This is a genomic window from Sporosarcina sp. SAFN-010, assembly GCF_059415065.1.
Window position 1 is genome coordinate 95292 of the sequence record NZ_JBPFDS010000006.1, and the last position, 17625, is coordinate 112916.

Sequence of the window (17625 nt, forward strand, 5' to 3'; positions counted from 1 at the left end):
TTGACGAAATGTGGGAAAAAATTATATCTTGTGATCAAACTTACGACGGGCTATTTTTTACTGCTGTAAAGACAACTAAAATTTACTGCAGGCCTTCCTGTAAATCAAGAAAGCCCAAAAAAATAAATGTAACGTTTTACCATGACATCAAGGAAGTTGAAGCAGCCGGATTTCGAGCTTGTAAAAGATGCAAACCAGAAGTTGAGCATTCTCCTCACACAGAGCTCATTAAAAACGTAACTGCTTTTTTAGTCAATCATTATAAACAAAAGTTGACGTTACAAAATATTGCTGATCATGTAGGAATTAGTCCTTTTCATCTTGAACGATTATTTCAACAAGAAACCGCAGAGACACCACGCACCTATTTGGAAAAAATCAGAGTGGATAAAGCGGCCCATCTACTGGTTCATACAGATCTAAAGACTTTAGAAATTTGTTATGATGTCGGTTTTCAGAGTCCGTCGAGTTTCTACAAATCATTTCGCAAGGTAACTAATTGTTCTCCAAGTGAGTACCGTCGGCAAGAACAGTAAGGAGCGGTTAATATAAATCAGACTATACAACAGTCAATTATAAAAATTTCACTGCCTAACGAATTTGATTTCCAACAATGTTTAGTGTTTTTAACGAGGTCTGAGCAAGAAGTGATGCACCAAGTTAGAGATAGCTTTTTATATAAACTGATTAAGATCGATCAGGAATTTGTGTTGTGTAAAATCAGCTACCAATCCCATGTCCTTTTAGTACATTTACTACTTAATGTACACAACAAGAATGTTCAAGGAGCAGTTGTAGCTTATATCAGGGAATGGTTTGATCTGGATCGTGACTTACGTGATTTTTATTTGTTGTCGATAGAAGATAAGGTATTACAGGAAATTGTGCCGACTCATTTTGGGTTAAGAATCATAGGGATTCCAGACTTGTTTGAAGCACTTACCTGGGCTATTATCGGTCAGCAGATCAATTTAGCATTTGCATATACGTTGAAGAAGCGTTTTGTAGAACGATTTGGTGAAAGTTTGTCTTTTGAGGGGATCACATATTGGCTATTTCCCTCACCAGACGTCATCTCAAACTTACAAGTACAGCAACTGATTGACCTTCAATTTACAAGAAGAAAGGCCGAATATATTATTGACATCGCAAAGGCTATAGCGAATGGTCAATTAACAAAACAGATGTTACTTCAGCAAGGCGTTCAGCAAATGACAGAGACGTTACTGAGTCTGCGAGGGATTGGAGCTTGGAGTGCAAACTATGTAATGATGAAATGCTTGCATCATGCCTCTGCGTTTCCTATTGCTGATGTCGGTCTTCAAAATGCACTAAAACGCGAGCTGAAACTTGAACGTAAGCCAACTGTAGAGGAAATCAAGGAAGTTTCGAAGAATTGGGGAGGTTATGAAGCGTATGCAACATTCTATCTATGGCAATCATTGTCTGACTGACACGGATAAAGTGGAGTATCAATCGCCACTTGGTGTAATTGAAATAGTGGGAACTGAGGAAGCGATTGTTTCGATTTTATTTACAGATTCCGACGTTGTCAGGAAAAGGCTAACAGATTCAACCTTTCAAGTAGTCAAAGACTGCTACAACGAGCTGGATGAATACTTTAACGGAACGCGTAAAGAATTTACGGTTCCTTATATGAATGAGGGAACCGAATTCAGACGAAACGTTTGGCAAGCACTAACGGATATTCCTTACGCACAAACCGCGTCTTATCGAGATATCGCCTGTTCGATCGGCAACGAAAAAGCAGTGCGCGCAGTGGGTACGGCTAATGGAAAAAACAAACTGAGCATTATCATTCCTTGTCATCGAATTATCGGATCGAACGGAACGTTGACTGGATACGCAGGTGGCTTGTGGCGGAAAGAATGGCTGCTTGCCCATGAACAAAAATATAAGCAATGATTTTAGTGTGCCGTGAGATGTGCCTGTTTGATGGGATTCGTGCGGTAGCCAGGTTTGATTTCACGCGCATATCATAAAGTTAAAAGGAAATACTACCTCTAAAAATGAGGTAGGTGTAATTAGATGAAAGCTGGCCACTTGGTGTTTTTGATGCTGATGTTCAGTTTAATGGCTATTTTCGTTGTAACTTTTGAAAAACCACCAGAGGTACAGGCGTTGATAGGAGAAAAAGACAAGTCATCCAATGGAATTAAAGAGCCATGCAGTCTGGTTTTGGAGCCAGTTGATAAAAAACTTAAGAACGCGAAAGGTGTAGCATTAGTATACAAAGTGCAATTAAATCCACCTAGTTTTGCACGAACGAATATCAGTATCCTTGCTGTACATCTCCCTGAACCTTCTTCTTATGGCGATTACGATAGCTATGAAGGATTTGCGTATATACCGGAAGAAATCAGCTGGCGGTTCAAGCTTTATCCCACCCCGGAGGAATATAGTCCAAGTTGGGCTGGCCGATTTGACTTGATCACCGCGGACATGAAAAACGCGGTAGTACAAGTACGTCTCTCGAATACCAAAACAGATAAGCTTGGTCCTAGTGTTCTAACTAACACTATTAGCAACTGTAACTGATTTATTTAATAGGATGCTTGATCGGCTCATCTGGGGGTCAACTCGCTCGTTTCGGGGGGCGACCCGCTCGTTCCCGCGGTCAACCCGATCGTTTCGGAGTGCAACCCGCTCGTTCCCGTGAGCAACCCAATCGATTCCGCGGTCGACCCGATCGATTCCGTGGTCAACCCGCCCGTTCCCGCGGTCAACCCGCCCGTTTCCACGTTCAACCCACCCACTCCCACCAAACTCCCTCTTAAAACTATCTCTATATTCCCTATTATTCAAAAAACAATTGGAATTTCCCTTACATCTTGTTACGCTTGAGTAAATAGAGCGGTTTGGGGGAAATGCCAAATGCAAACAGATCCAATTATTTCACTGCGGGACCTTACGATGGAATACCCTGGTAAACGTGTTTTGGACGGAATTTCGTTGGATGTCTTTAGAGGGCAGATCATCGGCTACATCGGACCGAATGGTGCTGGGAAAAGTACAACGTTGAAAATTTTACTTGGACTGATTCAAGATTACAAAGGGACGGTCGAGATCTTTGGAAACGATTTACGAAACGAAGACCAGGACGTTAAACGTAGGATAGGTTACGTGCCGGAGAATGCAGAGATCTACGATACGCTGACACCTATGGAATATTTGACGTTCGTGGGAGAACTATATGGGATGAAAAGAGCAACGGTGGAACACAAAGCCGAGCAACTCATGACTGAACTTGGACTCGAAGACGTCCTACATACTCGGATTTCATCCTTCTCCAAAGGCATGAAGCAGAAGGTGCTGATCATCTCAAGTTTACTTCATGATCCAGATATTTTATTTTTAGATGAACCCTTGAGTGGACTCGACGCCAATAGCGTCATGGTCGTCAAAGATATTTTGGCAATGCTTGCTGCGAGTGGAAAAACGATTTTTTACTCCTCACACATAATGGATGTCGTAGAGAAAATCAGTAATCGAATTGTGCTTTTATACAACGGGAAAATTGCAGCCGATGGGTCATTTGATGAATTAAAAGGTCAAGGTGAAGCAGGATCTCTGGAAATGCTATTTAATCAGCTGACAGGTTTTAACGAACATCAGCAAACAGCGAGGCGTTTTGTAGAACTCGTAACGGGTGGTGAAACGGATGGATAACTTCCGTTCGTTACGTGTAATGGATGTGTTTAAGGGGCTCTTCCAAGCGTTTGGGATTGACTATCCTTCCATGCGGACAATTGTCGGGCTAAAACTGACAATGGATGAACGGCGCATCCCTGTTGTGTTTTCACAAACGAAACTGAAAGAAGGCAACCAGTTTCTAAAATCACTTGGATTGTATGTGCTATACGGGCTAGCAACAATTCCTTTCCTATTCTTTGGCGACAGTGTGATGCTCCAGATGGGAATTGTATTCGGAATTGCGATGTTCATGATTATGACGTCACTTATTGCGGACTTTTCTAGCGTGCTACTGGATGTAAGGGATCGTATTCTGCTCGCTGCTGTTCCGGTGGATGATCGAACGCTGAATGCTGCCAAGCTCGTTCATGTCAGTATATACATGACACTGATCGCGTTATCATTACTCGGTATCCCTTCCATCGTAATCCTTGTATCCAAAGGGATTTCGTTCTTCTTATTGTTCCTTGTAATGATGATTTTTCTGATGCTGCTCATTATTGCACTTACTGCGATCACATACATGGTGATGCTACGCGTATTCGATGGTGAACGACTGAAAGATATGATCAATTACGTACAAATCCTATTGTCAGTCGGTGTTTTTGTAGGGTATCAAGTTTTGATGCGCTCGTTTGAGTTCGTAGGTCTAACCGTTTCGTATGAGTTCAGCTGGTGGCATTTCCTGATTCCGCCACTATGGTTTGCAGCACCTTTTGAATGGTTGCTAGGGGGCAATACAAGCAAACCGCTTATTGTACTCTCAATTGCTGCCTTAATCATTCCCATTTTTGCGATTTGGATGTACATTCGTAAAATGCCGTTGTTTGAACGTGACCTTCAGAAGCTAATGTCAGAAGCAAGAGGCGGAAAACAAAAACACGCTGTGATGATGAAATTCTGGGAGAGGGTGCTCTGCAGAAATAGTGAAGAGCGTGCAAGCTTCAGGTTTTCGTGGCAACTGATGAAGCGTGAACGCGATTTTAAACTGAAAGTGTATCCATCGTTAGGTATTGGCTTTGTCGCACCATTCCTCTTTTTATATATCTTTTTATCAGATGGAACGTGGGAAGACATGATAACCTCCAATATGTATTTCATGATTTACTTTGGATTTCTCATCATTGGTCCACTTGCAGTGATGCTGAGTTATTCAAGTAAATTCAAAGGGGCATGGATCTATGCGGTCGCTCCGATAACAAACGTATCGCGTGTGAAACGAGCCGCTTTAAAAGCGAGTCTAGCGCAGTTGTTTTTACCGGTGTATCTCCTGCAGGCCATTATATTCACGGTTTTCTTCGGTTGGCGCATTGTTCCTGATCTCGTTATCGTACTGTTTTCAGCTGTCCTGTATGCAGTCATCTGCTATGCAATAGGGGCAAAAGGTACATTCCCGTTTTCACTTCCAATGGGTGAGTCTGTTCAATCGGGAACAGCAAAGCAGATTATCCTCATGCTGCTCATCGGAGTTTTCGTAGGAGTCCATATCCTGATGTCAAAGATTCCATATGGAACTCCGATTTACTTAGTCGTGATTGTAGTTGGATGTCTAGTTGGTTGGAAGGTGCTTCTTCCGATTAAGCGAAAGACAGCATATATGTAACATGGACCTACCTGGCTAATTAAGCTGGGTAGGTCTATTTTGGGGATTCCAAGAAGAATCTAACGTGCACCGAAACTTTTCCGATTTTCTTTCGTAATAAGGGGAAAAGGGGTGAATCACTTGTCGAAGTGGACAGGCTATCAATTAGGGGTACTGTGTGTGGTGATTGCAGGCTTGGTAAGCAAGCATTTTTACATAATTTCAATTCATGAGTGGCTTGAAAGTCTACCGAGTTGGATGAACCCTTCCATTGCGATTACATTTGTCTGCATCATTGTTACGGTTTGGAGTATGGCAGCAGTATTGTACTGGCAAGACCGTAAGAATACGCAGTTTTTCACGCATAAAATCTGGAGGGTTCTTCCTGCTATCTTAGGAGTAGTATTAGTACTTTCGATAATTGGATTTGTTGTTTTGGGACTCACGGTATTTTCATCGATCACTCAAGATCAGCAACGGAAGATCGATGTAGTCCTATTATACTTTTTAACTCTAATGTATCTATTTGTCTTATCGGTAGTTCAGCGCTACGGTAAGGTGAGAACGTCGGAAGACTTAATCGTCTATTCGGCGAACTGCACCGTGCTTGTCCTGCTCATTACCATGTTTTTCATTCCAAATATTTAATGTGGCTATCACCAATGGAAAGGAGGAATTGCGTGTTTTTAAACAAGGTTACGCTTCTAAATGAAGAACGGAAAAAGGGATATCCTTTCAACATACCGGTTGTGCAGTCGTTGACTGAACTAGAGTTAACGCACCCTGTTACTTATCTTGTTGGAGAAAATGGATCAGGGAAGTCAACGTTACTTGAAGGGATTGCGGACGTGTGCGGCTTTAATACTGCGGGTGGTGGGCGTAACAATCAGTATGAAGTGGACGCAGCTGGGAGTGATCTTTCGGATTACTTGCGACTATCATGGATGCCGAAAGTGACGAATGGATTTTTTCTGAGAGCCGAATCGTTTTATCAGTTTGCATCCCATGTGGACCAAATGGGTTCTTATGATGCATATGGTGGAAAGTCCTTGCACCATCAATCGCACGGGGAATCGTTTATGTCCCTATTCCTAAATCGTTTTGACGGCAGAGCGCTGTATTTGTTGGATGAACCAGAAGCGGCATTATCCCCTCAGCGCCAATTAACGTTTTTGCGGATTATCCATGAGCTTGTAGAAGAGGAAAACTGTCAATTCATCATTGCCACGCATTCTCCTATTTTGCTTGGCTATCCAGGGGCATCTATTCTAAGCTTCGATGGAGGGGCAATCCAAGCAATTGACTATGAGCAGACTCATCATGTTCAAGTGACGAAATATTTCTTAGATCATAGAGAAAAGTTTTTAAAAGAGTTATTTGAAGAATGATGTATGTTGAGGTGTGATTCATCTTTGAATTCCTTTTTTTATTCACTCAGCGTTTATCTACTACTTGAAATTCAAATCCCTTTTCACTAAGATCTTTTAATTTGATGGCTTTTGCACTCTCTACGAGGGGATCGTCAACGGCATGAGTGATGGTGGCTGTAATAATTGGTTGACTGAACCTTTTATGTGCTTTGAGATCGAGTGAGCTGTATGCGTTCGGCTCATTTAAGTGATACACGATATACGTATGGTCTCCGTGTCGGTATGTACTAAATGCATCATGATTTGGTAACTCCTTCAGACCGCGCTGCACATGATCAGGCAGTTTAGAAGGATCTACAAGTTCATACTCCATGGGGTGATGCATTGAGCTATATAAGCTAAATCCAATTAATAAAATTAGTACAACATACGTCAGGTCCCATCTGCGCATTTTCTTCAAATAGAAAACCTTCCTTCACAAATTGTTTCTACTTATACGTTAGTGATGTCATAAGGTTCCCATCGTTCCCAATTTAAAAAGCCAAACTTCGATTAGATCGGAACTTGGCTTGTAATGCATTACTTGAACACTGCAACTTTCTTAAGTAGGACACAAACTGGAATGGCAACAGCGATTCCGACAGCATTTTGGACAAGGTTCCCCGGGATTGAAGCGAGTGGAACCGCCAAGCTTTTGAAGAGAATACTTTCTCCTATATAATATCCAACAAGCATCACAGGCACAGAAACGGTCATAGCGATTACGTTAAACGTCGTACTATTTCCTTTACGCCCATTCGACCACGCAATCTTTCCTACGACGTATCCTTGCAAACCACGAGCCACCAGGCTGATTGGCGCCCATAGAGTCCATCCTGAGACTAAGTCGAACAGGCCAATTCCGAACGCTCCGGCAATGGCGCCCTTTTTAGGACCAAACAGAATCGAGAAGATAAAGAGCATCCCTGTACCAAGATGCACCAGACCTCCATTGGCTGTAATCGGCAATTTAATATTTAATAAGAGTGTAGCAACAAATACAAGTGCAATTCCCATAGCGGATAAAATCATGTCAAACGTACTAGACTTCGTTTTAGTAGTTGTAGCAACAGCTTTCATTGTTCATGACCCCTTCATCATTTCTGCGTTTGTTGCAGTATTGCTAAACTTTAGCAAAGGACTGGTCTAATGGAAAGGTTCACTTTTGAACGAATCGAAAGGGTTAGATTATAGAAGGTGTACCTCTAGAATGAACGAACTGATTTAGTCTACTCTCTTTACATTCGATTAGTGGTAAGAAATGGCGGAGTAATCTATCATTGATTCCAAGATAAGTATTAAGACAGACAGCTCAAATAGGAGGTAATGAGATGAGCTACAAATGGTTGGAATGGGCACAACGAATACAATCGATTTCACAGGCAGGACTGACTTTTTCAAGCGATGCATTCGATCGGGAACGCTATGAGGAATTGCGGACAATTAGTGCGGAAATTATGGCGTCTCATTCAAAATCTGAAATGCAAAATATTCAAGACCTTTTTAAAGAGGAGAAGGGATATCCGACGCCAAAGATAGATGTTAGGGGAGTAGTGTTTCAAGACGATCAAATCTTACTTGTGAAAGAAACACACGACAACAAATGGGCATTGCCAGGTGGTTTTTGTGAAATCGGCTTGTCTGCTGCAGAAAATGTGATGAAAGAAATACGAGAAGAGTCAGGATACGTAGTTCAACCGAAAAAATTAGTGGCGTTGATGGATATGAACCAGTACTCACCGATACCCCAAGCGTTTCACTATTATAAAGTCTTCGTTCAATGCGAGATTATTGGGGGACAACCTATCACTGGAATTGAGACAGCGGAAATCGGGTTCTTCACTGAAAACAATCTCCCGGAACTTTCTGTGAAGCGCAATACAGCAGAACAGATACATATCCTTTTTGAATTCAATCGCAATCCTTATAAAGAAACATGGATTGACTAGGACATGAAAACACGTTTAGCAGAAAGAAGGGGTAGAGATGGAACTGTTCAGCACCATTAAGAAAGAAAAAGAGTATTGGTTAGTAGACCAGGTGAAACAAGCCCAGGTAAGTGAACACGACTATGAAGTAGCTTTCAATGAGCTTTTGAAAGACTGGAATCACCAGGAAGTGGACTACCTATCATTATTGATGGATGAGACCTACGAGACATGGTTGCTTAAAAAAGGATTTCATAAGGTATCTGTAATCGTCGAATACACCCTTGATTTAAATACAATCCATATTCAAAAATCGGATGTTTCTTCAATTGTATTAGCCGCCTGTGAAATGAGCGAAGAAACTTTTGCAAACTTATATGAGCAATGTCGTAGTGGCTCTGCCAATAAAAACAAGCTGTTTACAATTGAGCAAATCATGGAGTCTTTTGAACTGGAACTAGGTCCGAATTGGAGATCTCATTGCATGATTTTCCAAAAAGAAGGCGAGCCAGTTGGCATCAGCATTCCGCATATTGAATCGGGTACGATGGATGAAGGTAGGCTATTCTACTTTGGTATTTTACCTGAATGGCGAGGCAAGGGGATGGGAACAGTCTGTCACCAACATACCCTTGACGCTTTAAAAGAATTCGGGGCAACGTACTATGTAGGGAGTACGGATGCTGCGAATGATGCAATGATACGTGTATTCGAGAAAAACGGTTGTGTGTTGAGAGATCGCAAAGGAATTTATCGGATCGATCGACAGAGTACTGATTGAAAAATTGGTTGACCAAGAAGAATACGTAACGAAGTTGGATATGCCTAGCTATGAACTTATTTCCCTTAACGGATAAGAGTGCAATACTTGAAAAAACTTGTTGAGTAAGTATAATGAGACTTAATTGTATATCAATGTTTTCTAGGGTTCCGTAACGAACTGTTAGTCTGGACCGAGAGAAAACTCACAGCATTGCTGTGTCACGGAAGGATAAAAGCCTGGGAGATTACTGTTTTCAGTATCTCTCGGGCTTTTTGTCTGTTGAAAAATATGGAGGTGTCATTGACTTGAATGCAAATTGGATTAAAGTCGTCATTGCAGCGGTATTTGAAGTGTTTTGGGTAGTCGGGTTAAAGCATGCGGATGGAGTTTTAGAGTGGACTGGGACAGTTATTGCCATCGTCATCAGCTTTTATATGATGATTATGGCAGGAAAAAAACTACCTGTCGGAACGGTATATGCCGTTTTTGTTGGCCTTGGTACTGCAGGAACAGTCTTTTCAGATATCGTATTTTTTGGAGAACCATTTAAAATTGTGAAGATGATCTTAATTATGGTGTTGTTAGCAGGAGTGATCGGTTTGAAAGTAGTGACTCCTGACGCTGAACCAGAAGGAGTGGAATCATAATGGCGTGGGTTTCATTGGTGGTGGCAGGGTTGTTTGAAATGTTTGGTGTGTTAATGATCAGTAAGCTACACAAGGATCGGAATTGGCAGGCAGTCGTTCTGTTAGTGGCAGGATTTGGTGCGAGTTTTCTATTTTTAGCAAATGCCATGGAAACGTTGCCGATGGGTACTGCCTACGCCGTTTGGACAGGAATCGGAGCATCCGGTGGGGCGTTATTAGGAATGCTCGTTTACGGGGAGTCGAAAGAGTGGAAGCGTCTATTGTTCATCGGAATGGTATTAGCGGCGGCAGTGGGATTAAAGCTGGTGTCTTGATAGAGTAGAGTTACAGGCGGAAGTCTATCAACTACTAGCTCGATTAAAGGGAAAGGGGAGACGTGTATGAAGCTACCCATTGAGTTTGAACAGAGAGTACTAAATAGTTTTGGAACAGAGGGAGAGGTGTGGCTTGCATCGTTGGAAGAGCGAGTGAACTACTTTGCGAAACACTGGGGATTGACGATTGAGCAACCGATTCACAATCTCTCTTATAACTATGTGACGAACGTGGTAGACTCCCGACGAACTCCTTACATGTTAAAACTAGGAGTGCCAGATATGGACTACTGTAACGAGATGGAAACTCTCAGGATCTACAATGGCCATGGATGTGCACGATTGGTGAATGAGAATCGGGAAAGTGGAGCTATGTTATTGGAAAAGCTTATTCCTGGGCAGATGCTATGTGATCTTTCTGACGAAGAGGCAGTTGTCCAGGAATTCATAAGTGTATGGAAGAAACTTCGCTGTGATTTGCCAGAGGACTGTGAGTTACCGCTCATTACGGATTGGGCAGTATCCCTGGAAGAATACCAAAAGCAGCATCGGTATAAAGATGGAGACCTGCCGAACGAGAGGGTTCAGCAGGCACTTTGTTACTTCCGCGAATTGCAGGAGACTACCGAAACTCTCGGTTTGCTGCATGGTGATTTACATCACGAGAATATTTTATACAGTCAAGAGAGAGGTTGGCTCGCGATTGACCCAAAGGGAGTTGGAGGTGATCCTTGCTTCGACCTCGTGCAATTCATGTTGAATCATTTGATGGAAAAGCCTGATCCAAAAGCGCTCCTACGTTACCGGGTTGAACGAATCTGCGAATTGCTTGTACTCGATAAGAAGCGTGTATTAAAGGCGGCAATTGCAATGTCAATGCTCTATGCTTGCTGGTTCGTTGAAGATAAGCATCCGGATTGGATCGTAAGGTTGCAGTGTGCTCATTGGTTTAATGAGTTTTTGGAGGAAACTATTCGTTGAAGCGCGTTTTATGAAAATACTTCATCTTGAACAAATCTCTCAAATTCCTTTTCTTCTTCTATGAAGGGAAAGTGATTACTATATTCAAACGTGGTCATCGTGGCATTGGGCATCAGTTCTGCCGCTTCTTTGGAAAAATGGTGAGGACATTGAGCATCATAACGACCCGAATAGATAAGAGCCTCAACGTAAACATCCGTAAGTGCAGCTCTTATATCATACGTTGGCAGTTCTTCATAGGAGAAGTAATCTAAGCGTGCAGGTACCGTCTTTCCGCTGTTTGGTCTTCTAAGCATTTCATCATATGTGTCCTCGTTATAGAGGGACATGAGTGACCACTCTTTCCCGACAGCACGTCGTTGATCTAATGTGGATGTAGTGTCTTTAAGGATGGATAATATTTCAAGTAAGCGGGTGTTATTTGGATTTTGGGAACAATATATACTCCCCTTGTCTTTCATATAGTCTGACGAAGCGCATAAGCCACCAGCAATAATTTTCACTAAACTTTCCGGGAATTGCGTGGCATACTTTAATGCGAGCATTCCACCAGTAGAGTGACCTGCGAAAATCCATTTTTCTATGGATAGAGACTTGCGTATTGCTTCCAAGTCTTTTACTGCATCGTCCATTCCTAACGTATAGTCTTCACTTTGTGGCGAAGAGTTTCCACAACCGCGCAAATTCACAAGATATACTGTCGCACTCTTTGTAAAGATATTCGCAAATAGGTTGCCATTCTTATTGAATTCGCTATATAAGTGAGTGACGCAAAGGGGCTGACCGCTTCCTTTCGTGAATAGCTCGAAATCACCGCGTTCTGTCGTAATAATTTGTTGCTTCCACATAGTTCTCAATCCTTTCTCCTGAGTACTTACATCACTTTACACGACGACTGCATATCTTCTCTTTGTTGCCTATATTGAAATTTTCTATTTCACCCAATACAGTGTGCAGTCAGAAGTTCTGTCCATAAATCCATACTCAATTAGATATCTTCGAATGGATACATAGTCAACGTAAATTGGTTTTAGGAGTTCGTTTACCTGTTTTTCGGTATAGTTTATTTCCTTTTCAAAGTGAGTCATAATCTGTTGCAGTAGAATGATTTTACGCTTTTCTTTGCTTGGAAAGGTCTGAATGGGTTGGTCGAATCCATCTTTAAAATAGCTCGCCAATACTTTTTCTTTGTCCTCAGGCGTGATGCCATATCGTTTATCCACTTCAACGATTCTCCTTCACTTCAAACCCTAACTGCACAGAATCTGCAATCTTCCGGTATCCTATTTCTTGATAAATCTTGTTAGATGTTGGGTTCATCATATCTGTGTAGAGCATGCAGAATTGGTATTTGTTTAACAAATTCTTAGAAAAGTCGGCAACGAGTGTTCGCGCATAGCCCTTTCTACGGTGTTCAGGTGGTGTGTAAACGAAGGATACGGAGACACTGTTTTGAGACGGTCTTGCTTGTTTTGCACATGCCACAGGAATTCCATCGTCTTCCCACAGGACAATTTCCTGTCGTTGAACAGTACGCTCTACCCATTCGGTTGCTTGTTCAGGGGTCACTTCGGGCATCTTGGTATCTTCTATAAATCCGAGATGCCATTTTTCAAGCAATGGTTTGTCTGCCTCTTGGGCAAGCCTGCGTATTCCTGGACTTTTCTCGAGGGTTTCATCCACCTTATCCAACCGATATAGGCCTTGATCCATAATGATTTTGGAGGATTGCTTGGTCTTGTCAGTCCATCTATCGGCGAATCGCTCCGCCCATGGTTTCAAACTGATGATGGAAGGAAGGGGAATATTATGAGACAGTAAGTAATCAGCTAGACCATCGATTGCCGAATCCATATGCTGTTCATCCGTGAAAATCATGTTGAGCGGAAAAGGTGGCGTCATTTGGAACAATGCAATCACGTTGCCTTCCAGTTCTGCAGTTGCCATGAACGGTTCTTCCATCATACCTGCTTTGATGGACTGCAATACGCCATTGAATAGGCTAAAAACATCTTCATCTTCTGATAAAATCGGTTCCGCCTTGGCGGCAAAAGCTAATGGATCGTCAAAGTTCACTATTTTCATAGAGGCACCCCTTCTCGTAATGAATTGAGTATACGCATAGAAGGGAGGATTTTCAATCACTTAATATGAAAATTCTTGCAAATTAGATAGAAGCGCGATGAGGGCTTAGGGAAACGTGTGCAAGGGTACAGAAAGCATAAAAGGAACGACCAAGGAGGCGGATTGTATGGCAGAAAGAAAGCCAGTAGTAGCGATAGCGGGAGCAAGCGGATATATCGGGCATAACTTGCTAGAGTGTTTAAAAGGGAAAGCGAAGGTTATTGGATTATCCCGAAACGGCGGACGACGCAAAGATACTGAGGATGTGAAGTGGCGCTCGTGTGATTTGTTTTCGATGAAGGATGCAGAAAAAGGCTTAGAAGGCGCAGACATTGCGGTATATCTAGTCCATTCGATGATGAAATCTGCAAAACTGACGCAAGGAAACTTTGAAGATATGGATGTGATTTTGGCGGATAACTTTGCACAAGCTGCAAAACGTCAAGGCATTCAGCAAATCGTCTATTTGAGCGGGATTATTCCAGAGGTGCACGAGTCGAAACTGTCCCAGCACTTGAGGAGTCGATTGGAAGTGGAACGTATATTGCGTGCATATGATGTTCCGGTGACTGCACTCCGAGCGGGTTTAATTGTCGGGCCAAAAGGTTCTTCGTTTCCAATACTATCAAAGCTTGTGAAGCGATTGCCGATCATGATCCTGCCGAAGTGGACGAACACAAAAACACAGCCTGTCGCTTTGAAAGACGTATTGACAGCATTGACCTCTATAATTATGGACTTTGACTTGAAAGATCGTTCCATCGATGTGGGTGGACCAGATGTGATGACGTACCGAACGATGATGAAAGCGACTGCAAGTGTGATGGGGAAGAATCCCAAGATGCTCGATGTTCCATTTTTCTCATTAACCCTTTCGAGATTATGGCTTAGACTAGTAACGAATACCCCAAAGGAGATGGTTTATCCACTTGTGGAAAGCTTGAAACATCCGATGGTTATCCACAAGAGTCATACTGTAGAAGGGATTAGTGATGGACAAACTGCGTTTAGGAAAGCAGCTCAAATCGCGCTGGATGCGGATGCTAAGAAAGACAAACGATCCACAGCTCTTTTACCAACATTAGGTCCACTGAAGCAAGACGTCCGCTCGGTCCAGCGGATTGAATTGCCATATGGATGGACGGCGGATGAAGTTGCGCGTTATTACGTAAAATGGTTAGAGACGTTCTTGAATCCATGGGTCCAAACTACGGTAGACAGCGATTTGAATTGTAGAATTGGACTCCTTGGAAATCGTACACTCTTAAAATTATCGTATTCTGGGGAACGTAGTACCGAAGACCGCGCGCTGTATTACATAACAGGAGGATTCCTGCTGGATGATCAAGCGAATGAGCGGGGACGGATGGAGTTCCGTAAAATACCTGGAGCGAGTGAAGCGATAATCGCAATTCACGATTACTTGCCATCTCTTCCGTGGTTTGTGTACTACGTCACGCAAGCGAATATGCATGCGTTTGTCATGAGTGCATTTAGAAAGCATATGCACCGGTTGAGCATCAGTGAGCGTGATCGTCAGTACGTTAGAAACTTAACGGTTGAAGATACTCAATAAATTTCTACTGCCCACATCGTCGATTGACGGAGTGGGCAGTTTTTTGTGTGGAAATGTTGAATCGGTAATATCGGCGCTAGAATCGGCAAAGTCCCGTGAGTAATCGGCAATATGGAAGGAACAATCGGCATAATCAAGCCACTAATCGGCAATAGGGAGGAATTAATCGGAAACGAGATACAATTCATCTGGTTTAAAGCTATAAAGGGAAGTACTTAAGCTACTATCTAATTAAATCAACTGCCATACTACAACAAAAAAACGCACCCAGAGTGAGGATGCGTTTTGTCTAACACTTATACAAATGTCGTGATTTTCTCAAGTGGCAGACGCGTCGAACCATATGCAGGTGCAGCTGCTTTTCCAAGTGCGATTAGCACGAGTGGAACGTAACGATCTTCCAAGTTAAATTCTTTAGCAAATTGAGCTTTGTCGAAACCACCCATTGGGACCGTGTCATAGCCTTTCGCTTTTGCAATTAACATCAATTGCATCGAAACGAGTCCAGCGTCAAACGCGGCAATCGTCAAACGAGCGTCTGTTGGAGCGTTCGGGTAAAGGGCTTTGGCATTATCGATTAGTCGTTGGACATTTACTTCGTCGATATTGCCCGCTTTCAAGTTTGATAAATAGATCTCATCGATGTTGTGATACATTTCTGTATCACCGATCACAGCGATGATGGCAGAAGACGTTTCCATTTGCTCTTGGTTGAATGAGAACTCTTTAATTTTCTTTTTAGCTTGGTCGTCTTGGATGACGATGAAACGCCAAGGCTGTAAGTTGCTTGAAGAAGGGGCAAGTGTTGCCTCTTGTAGCATTTCCTCAATTACTTCAGGTGCAATCTGATATTCCGAGTCGAATTTTCGAACGGATTTACGAGCGTGAATGACTTCTGATAGTGGTGCGAATAGTTCTGTCAAATGAAAAACTCCTTTGTGGATAAATGTGAATTCAACTTACCTTTAGTAAGTACATAAGTCAGCTTACTATTGGTAAGCTTGTTTGTCAACTATGACTGTGGTAAAGTGGAATTAACTTAAGAATAGGGGTTTTGATGATGAAAAAAACCGACGAACTTATTCAATCTACACAACAAAACGGGCATGTAGCTTGTGATAGCTTTCACGCGACTATAGAATTTATCGGGAAACGGTGGATGGGAATCATCATTTATCATCTATTGGACGGACCGAAACGTTACCATGAATTAGCGGCGGAAATTGAAGGCATTTCAGACCGTCTGCTGACAGAACGATTGAAAGAATTGGAAGCCCACGGTTTTGCAGTGAAGAGAACGTTACCGTCATCTCGTAAAGTTGAATATGAACTAACGGAACAAGGAATTGCATTCGATCCAATCATTCGCACCATTTTGACATGGGTGAAAGCGAATGGCGGATGTACGCAGTCGAAAGCAGAAAACGAATCTTAAAGTTGGAAGGATGAATGAATGATGACATTTGAAGAGATTTTACCGCGACTAAAAGCAGGCGACAAAGTTATTCGGAATGGTTGGGGTGGCGCAGAGCTCTACGTAAAACTTGTTGAAGCTGAATCGTTGGATGGGGAAAAGATGAATCCATATTTCGTTATTAATGTAACAGGTGAAGGTTACACGATGTTTACACCGACAGTATGCGATTTGTTAGCGGAAGACTGGGCAATCGTAGAATAAGTAAACGCAAAAGCTCATGAGCAATCATGGGCTTTTTGAATGGAGGAATTCAAAAATGGCACAAAGAGAATTTGCGGGGAAAACGGTGTTCATCACGGGTGCTGCTTCAGGAATCGGCTATGCTCAAGCACATGCATTTCTAGAGCAAGGTGCGTCAGTCTACGCGTTAGATAGTGATCAAAATGGGTTAGAAAAGCTAGCAAGCTTACATACAGAACACTTCCGATATAGCAAAGGAAGTGTGAGTAATCAAGCTGATGTTACAGAGGCAGTAAGTCAGGCAATCGCATCTTTCAATCACATCGATATTCTGTGCAATACAGCGGGTGTACTCGATGGGTTTGCGAAAACATTAGATACCGATGAAGCGTTGTGGGATCGAATCATGAACACCAATGTAAAAGGGATGTTCTTCGTAACGAATGCGATTTTGCCACATATGCTCGAGAAGAAATCAGGAGTGCTGGTGAACATGGCTTCCATCGCAGGTCTCGTTGGAGGTGGTGGTGGGGCAGCGTATACCGCTTCGAAACATGCAGTGGTGGGGTATACAAAACAAGTCGATCTCGATTATTGTCGGGAAGGAATCAGGGCAAATGCGATTGCACCGGGCGCCATTCAAACACCCATGAATGCTGCTGATTTTGATGGGGATGGAAAAATAGCAGAGTGGGTCGCAGAGGAAACACCTGCAGGTCGCTGGGCGCAACCAGAAGAAGTCGCAAAGTTGACGCTTTACTTAGCCGGAGCTGCTTCCGATTACATTCATGGAACGGTCATTCCGATTGATGGCGGCTGGACAGCGAAGTAACCATTTTCAGGATGAATGAATTCTGCTATACTAGGCAAGCAGGTTTTTAGCTTGCACTCCGACACTTTTTGACGAAGCAATCGGCTTCTTCTTCCTTT

General features: G+C 42.6%; 24 protein-coding genes and 1 riboswitch. Of the genes, 18 read left to right on the forward strand and 6 right to left on the reverse strand.

Annotation, left to right across the window (positions count from 1 at the left end; genetic code table 11):
* The first annotated feature begins 8 nt into the window (after positions 1–8).
* The 9 genes from ACR65F_RS08895 (at position 9) to ACR65F_RS08935 (ending at position 6684) form a co-directional block, all read left to right on the forward strand.
* The gene (locus ACR65F_RS08895; RefSeq protein WP_440504238.1) at positions 9–536 is read left to right on the forward strand and encodes a bifunctional transcriptional activator/DNA repair enzyme AdaA; all 528 of its coding nucleotides are present in this window, start codon (positions 9–11) and stop codon (positions 534–536) included.
* Between the two features lie 51 nt (positions 537–587).
* Positions 588–1454: a DNA-3-methyladenine glycosylase family protein gene (locus ACR65F_RS08900; RefSeq protein WP_369795162.1), complete on the forward strand. Its 867-nt coding sequence runs from the start codon at positions 588–590 to the stop codon at positions 1452–1454.
* Positions 1417–1926, forward strand: coding sequence for a methylated-DNA--[protein]-cysteine S-methyltransferase (locus tag ACR65F_RS08905; protein ID WP_052245693.1), 510 nt, complete (start codon positions 1417–1419; stop codon positions 1924–1926). Before ACR65F_RS08900 ends, ACR65F_RS08905 begins: the two co-directional genes overlap by 38 nt.
* Before the next feature lie 123 nt (positions 1927–2049).
* Positions 2050–2559 (forward strand): YoqH family protein, encoded by a 510-nt coding sequence (locus ACR65F_RS08910; protein ID WP_440504135.1) that lies wholly within the window; start codon positions 2050–2052, stop codon positions 2557–2559.
* Between the two features lie 17 nt (positions 2560–2576).
* Positions 2577–2798, forward strand: a complete 222-nt coding sequence (locus ACR65F_RS08915; protein ID WP_440504136.1) for a hypothetical protein — start codon at positions 2577–2579, stop codon at positions 2796–2798.
* Between the two features lie 97 nt (positions 2799–2895).
* Complete coding sequence (locus tag ACR65F_RS08920) at positions 2896–3690, forward strand: ABC transporter ATP-binding protein (protein ID WP_440504137.1); 795 nt, start codon at positions 2896–2898, stop codon at positions 3688–3690.
* Positions 3683–5317 carry a hypothetical protein gene (locus tag ACR65F_RS08925; protein ID WP_440504138.1) on the forward strand — a complete coding sequence of 545 codons (1635 nt, stop codon included), beginning with the start codon at positions 3683–3685 and terminating at the stop codon, positions 5315–5317. Before ACR65F_RS08920 ends, ACR65F_RS08925 begins: the two co-directional genes overlap by 8 nt.
* 120 nt (positions 5318–5437) lie before the next feature.
* The gene (locus ACR65F_RS08930) at positions 5438–5944 is read left to right on the forward strand and encodes a hypothetical protein (protein WP_440504139.1); all 507 of its coding nucleotides are present in this window, start codon (positions 5438–5440) and stop codon (positions 5942–5944) included.
* 32 nt (positions 5945–5976) lie between these two features.
* The gene (locus tag ACR65F_RS08935) at positions 5977–6684 is read left to right on the forward strand and encodes an AAA family ATPase (protein ID WP_039041425.1); all 708 of its coding nucleotides are present in this window, start codon (positions 5977–5979) and stop codon (positions 6682–6684) included.
* A gap of 46 nt (positions 6685–6730) precedes the next feature.
* Here ACR65F_RS08935 and ACR65F_RS08940 read toward each other — a convergent pair whose 3' ends face one another.
* Together ACR65F_RS08940 and ACR65F_RS08945 are read right to left on the reverse strand one after the other, a co-directional pair.
* On the reverse strand, positions 6731–7126 hold the full coding sequence (locus tag ACR65F_RS08940) for a hypothetical protein (protein WP_039041426.1): 396 nt from the start codon (positions 7124–7126) through the stop codon (positions 6731–6733).
* A gap of 119 nt (positions 7127–7245) precedes the next feature.
* Entirely contained in the window at positions 7246–7785 is a 540-nt protein-coding gene (locus ACR65F_RS08945; protein ID WP_440504140.1) for an ECF transporter S component, read from the reverse strand.
* A gap of 251 nt (positions 7786–8036) precedes the next feature.
* Here ACR65F_RS08945 and ACR65F_RS08950 point away from each other — a divergent pair, with 251 nt between their 5' ends.
* The 5 genes from ACR65F_RS08950 (at position 8037) to ACR65F_RS08970 (ending at position 11338) form a co-directional block, all read left to right on the forward strand.
* On the forward strand, positions 8037–8654 hold the full coding sequence (locus ACR65F_RS08950) for an NUDIX hydrolase (RefSeq protein ID WP_039041428.1): 618 nt from the start codon (positions 8037–8039) through the stop codon (positions 8652–8654).
* Positions 8655–8691: 37 nt separating this feature from the next.
* Entirely contained in the window at positions 8692–9414 is a 723-nt protein-coding gene (locus ACR65F_RS08955; RefSeq protein WP_440504141.1) for a GNAT family N-acetyltransferase, read from the forward strand.
* A 130-nt stretch (positions 9415–9544) separates the two neighbouring features.
* A riboswitch (guanidine-I (ykkC/yxkD leader) is annotated at positions 9545–9641 on the forward strand.
* Between the two features lie 60 nt (positions 9642–9701).
* Entirely contained in the window at positions 9702–10043 is a 342-nt protein-coding gene (locus tag ACR65F_RS08960; protein WP_440504142.1) for a DMT family transporter, read from the forward strand.
* A complete protein-coding gene (locus tag ACR65F_RS08965; protein ID WP_039041430.1) occupies positions 10043–10357 on the forward strand; it encodes a DMT family transporter in 315 nt (104 codons plus the stop codon). Before ACR65F_RS08960 ends, ACR65F_RS08965 begins: the two co-directional genes overlap by 1 nt.
* A gap of 66 nt (positions 10358–10423) precedes the next feature.
* Positions 10424–11338, forward strand: coding sequence for an aminoglycoside phosphotransferase family protein (locus ACR65F_RS08970; RefSeq protein ID WP_440504143.1), 915 nt, complete (start codon positions 10424–10426; stop codon positions 11336–11338).
* An 8-nt stretch (positions 11339–11346) separates the two neighbouring features.
* Here ACR65F_RS08970 and ACR65F_RS08975 read toward each other — a convergent pair whose 3' ends face one another.
* The 3 genes from ACR65F_RS08975 to ACR65F_RS08985 all read right to left on the reverse strand — a co-directional run bounded on the left by ACR65F_RS08975 (position 11347) and on the right by ACR65F_RS08985 (position 13423).
* Positions 11347–12186, reverse strand: coding sequence for an alpha/beta fold hydrolase (locus ACR65F_RS08975; protein WP_440504144.1), 840 nt, complete (start codon positions 12184–12186; stop codon positions 11347–11349).
* An 84-nt stretch (positions 12187–12270) separates the two neighbouring features.
* On the reverse strand, positions 12271–12561 hold the full coding sequence (locus ACR65F_RS08980; protein ID WP_440504146.1) for a DUF2087 domain-containing protein: 291 nt from the start codon (positions 12559–12561) through the stop codon (positions 12271–12273).
* A gap of 1 nt (position 12562) precedes the next feature.
* Positions 12563–13423 carry a GNAT family N-acetyltransferase gene (locus ACR65F_RS08985; protein ID WP_440504147.1) on the reverse strand — a complete coding sequence of 287 codons (861 nt, stop codon included), beginning with the start codon at positions 13421–13423 and terminating at the stop codon, positions 12563–12565.
* Positions 13424–13589: 166 nt separating this feature from the next.
* Here ACR65F_RS08985 and ACR65F_RS08990 point away from each other — a divergent pair, with 166 nt between their 5' ends.
* Positions 13590–15038: an NAD(P)H-binding protein gene (locus ACR65F_RS08990; RefSeq protein WP_440504149.1), complete on the forward strand. Its 1449-nt coding sequence runs from the start codon at positions 13590–13592 to the stop codon at positions 15036–15038.
* 296 nt (positions 15039–15334) lie between these two features.
* Here ACR65F_RS08990 and ACR65F_RS08995 read toward each other — a convergent pair whose 3' ends face one another.
* Complete coding sequence (locus ACR65F_RS08995) at positions 15335–15961, reverse strand: nitroreductase family protein (protein ID WP_039041435.1); 627 nt, start codon at positions 15959–15961, stop codon at positions 15335–15337.
* 137 nt (positions 15962–16098) lie between these two features.
* Between ACR65F_RS08995 and ACR65F_RS09000 the strand changes: the two genes are divergently transcribed.
* The 3 genes from ACR65F_RS09000 to ACR65F_RS09010 are packed head-to-tail and all read left to right on the forward strand — an operon-like array spanning position 16099 to position 17527.
* Positions 16099–16473: a winged helix-turn-helix transcriptional regulator gene (locus ACR65F_RS09000; protein ID WP_039041436.1), complete on the forward strand. Its 375-nt coding sequence runs from the start codon at positions 16099–16101 to the stop codon at positions 16471–16473.
* Between the two features lie 21 nt (positions 16474–16494).
* The gene (locus ACR65F_RS09005) at positions 16495–16716 is read left to right on the forward strand and encodes a DUF2829 domain-containing protein (RefSeq protein ID WP_039041437.1); all 222 of its coding nucleotides are present in this window, start codon (positions 16495–16497) and stop codon (positions 16714–16716) included.
* 55 nt (positions 16717–16771) lie between these two features.
* Entirely contained in the window at positions 16772–17527 is a 756-nt protein-coding gene (locus ACR65F_RS09010; protein WP_440504151.1) for a 3-oxoacyl-ACP reductase, read from the forward strand.
* The last annotated feature ends 98 nt before the right edge of the window (positions 17528–17625 follow it).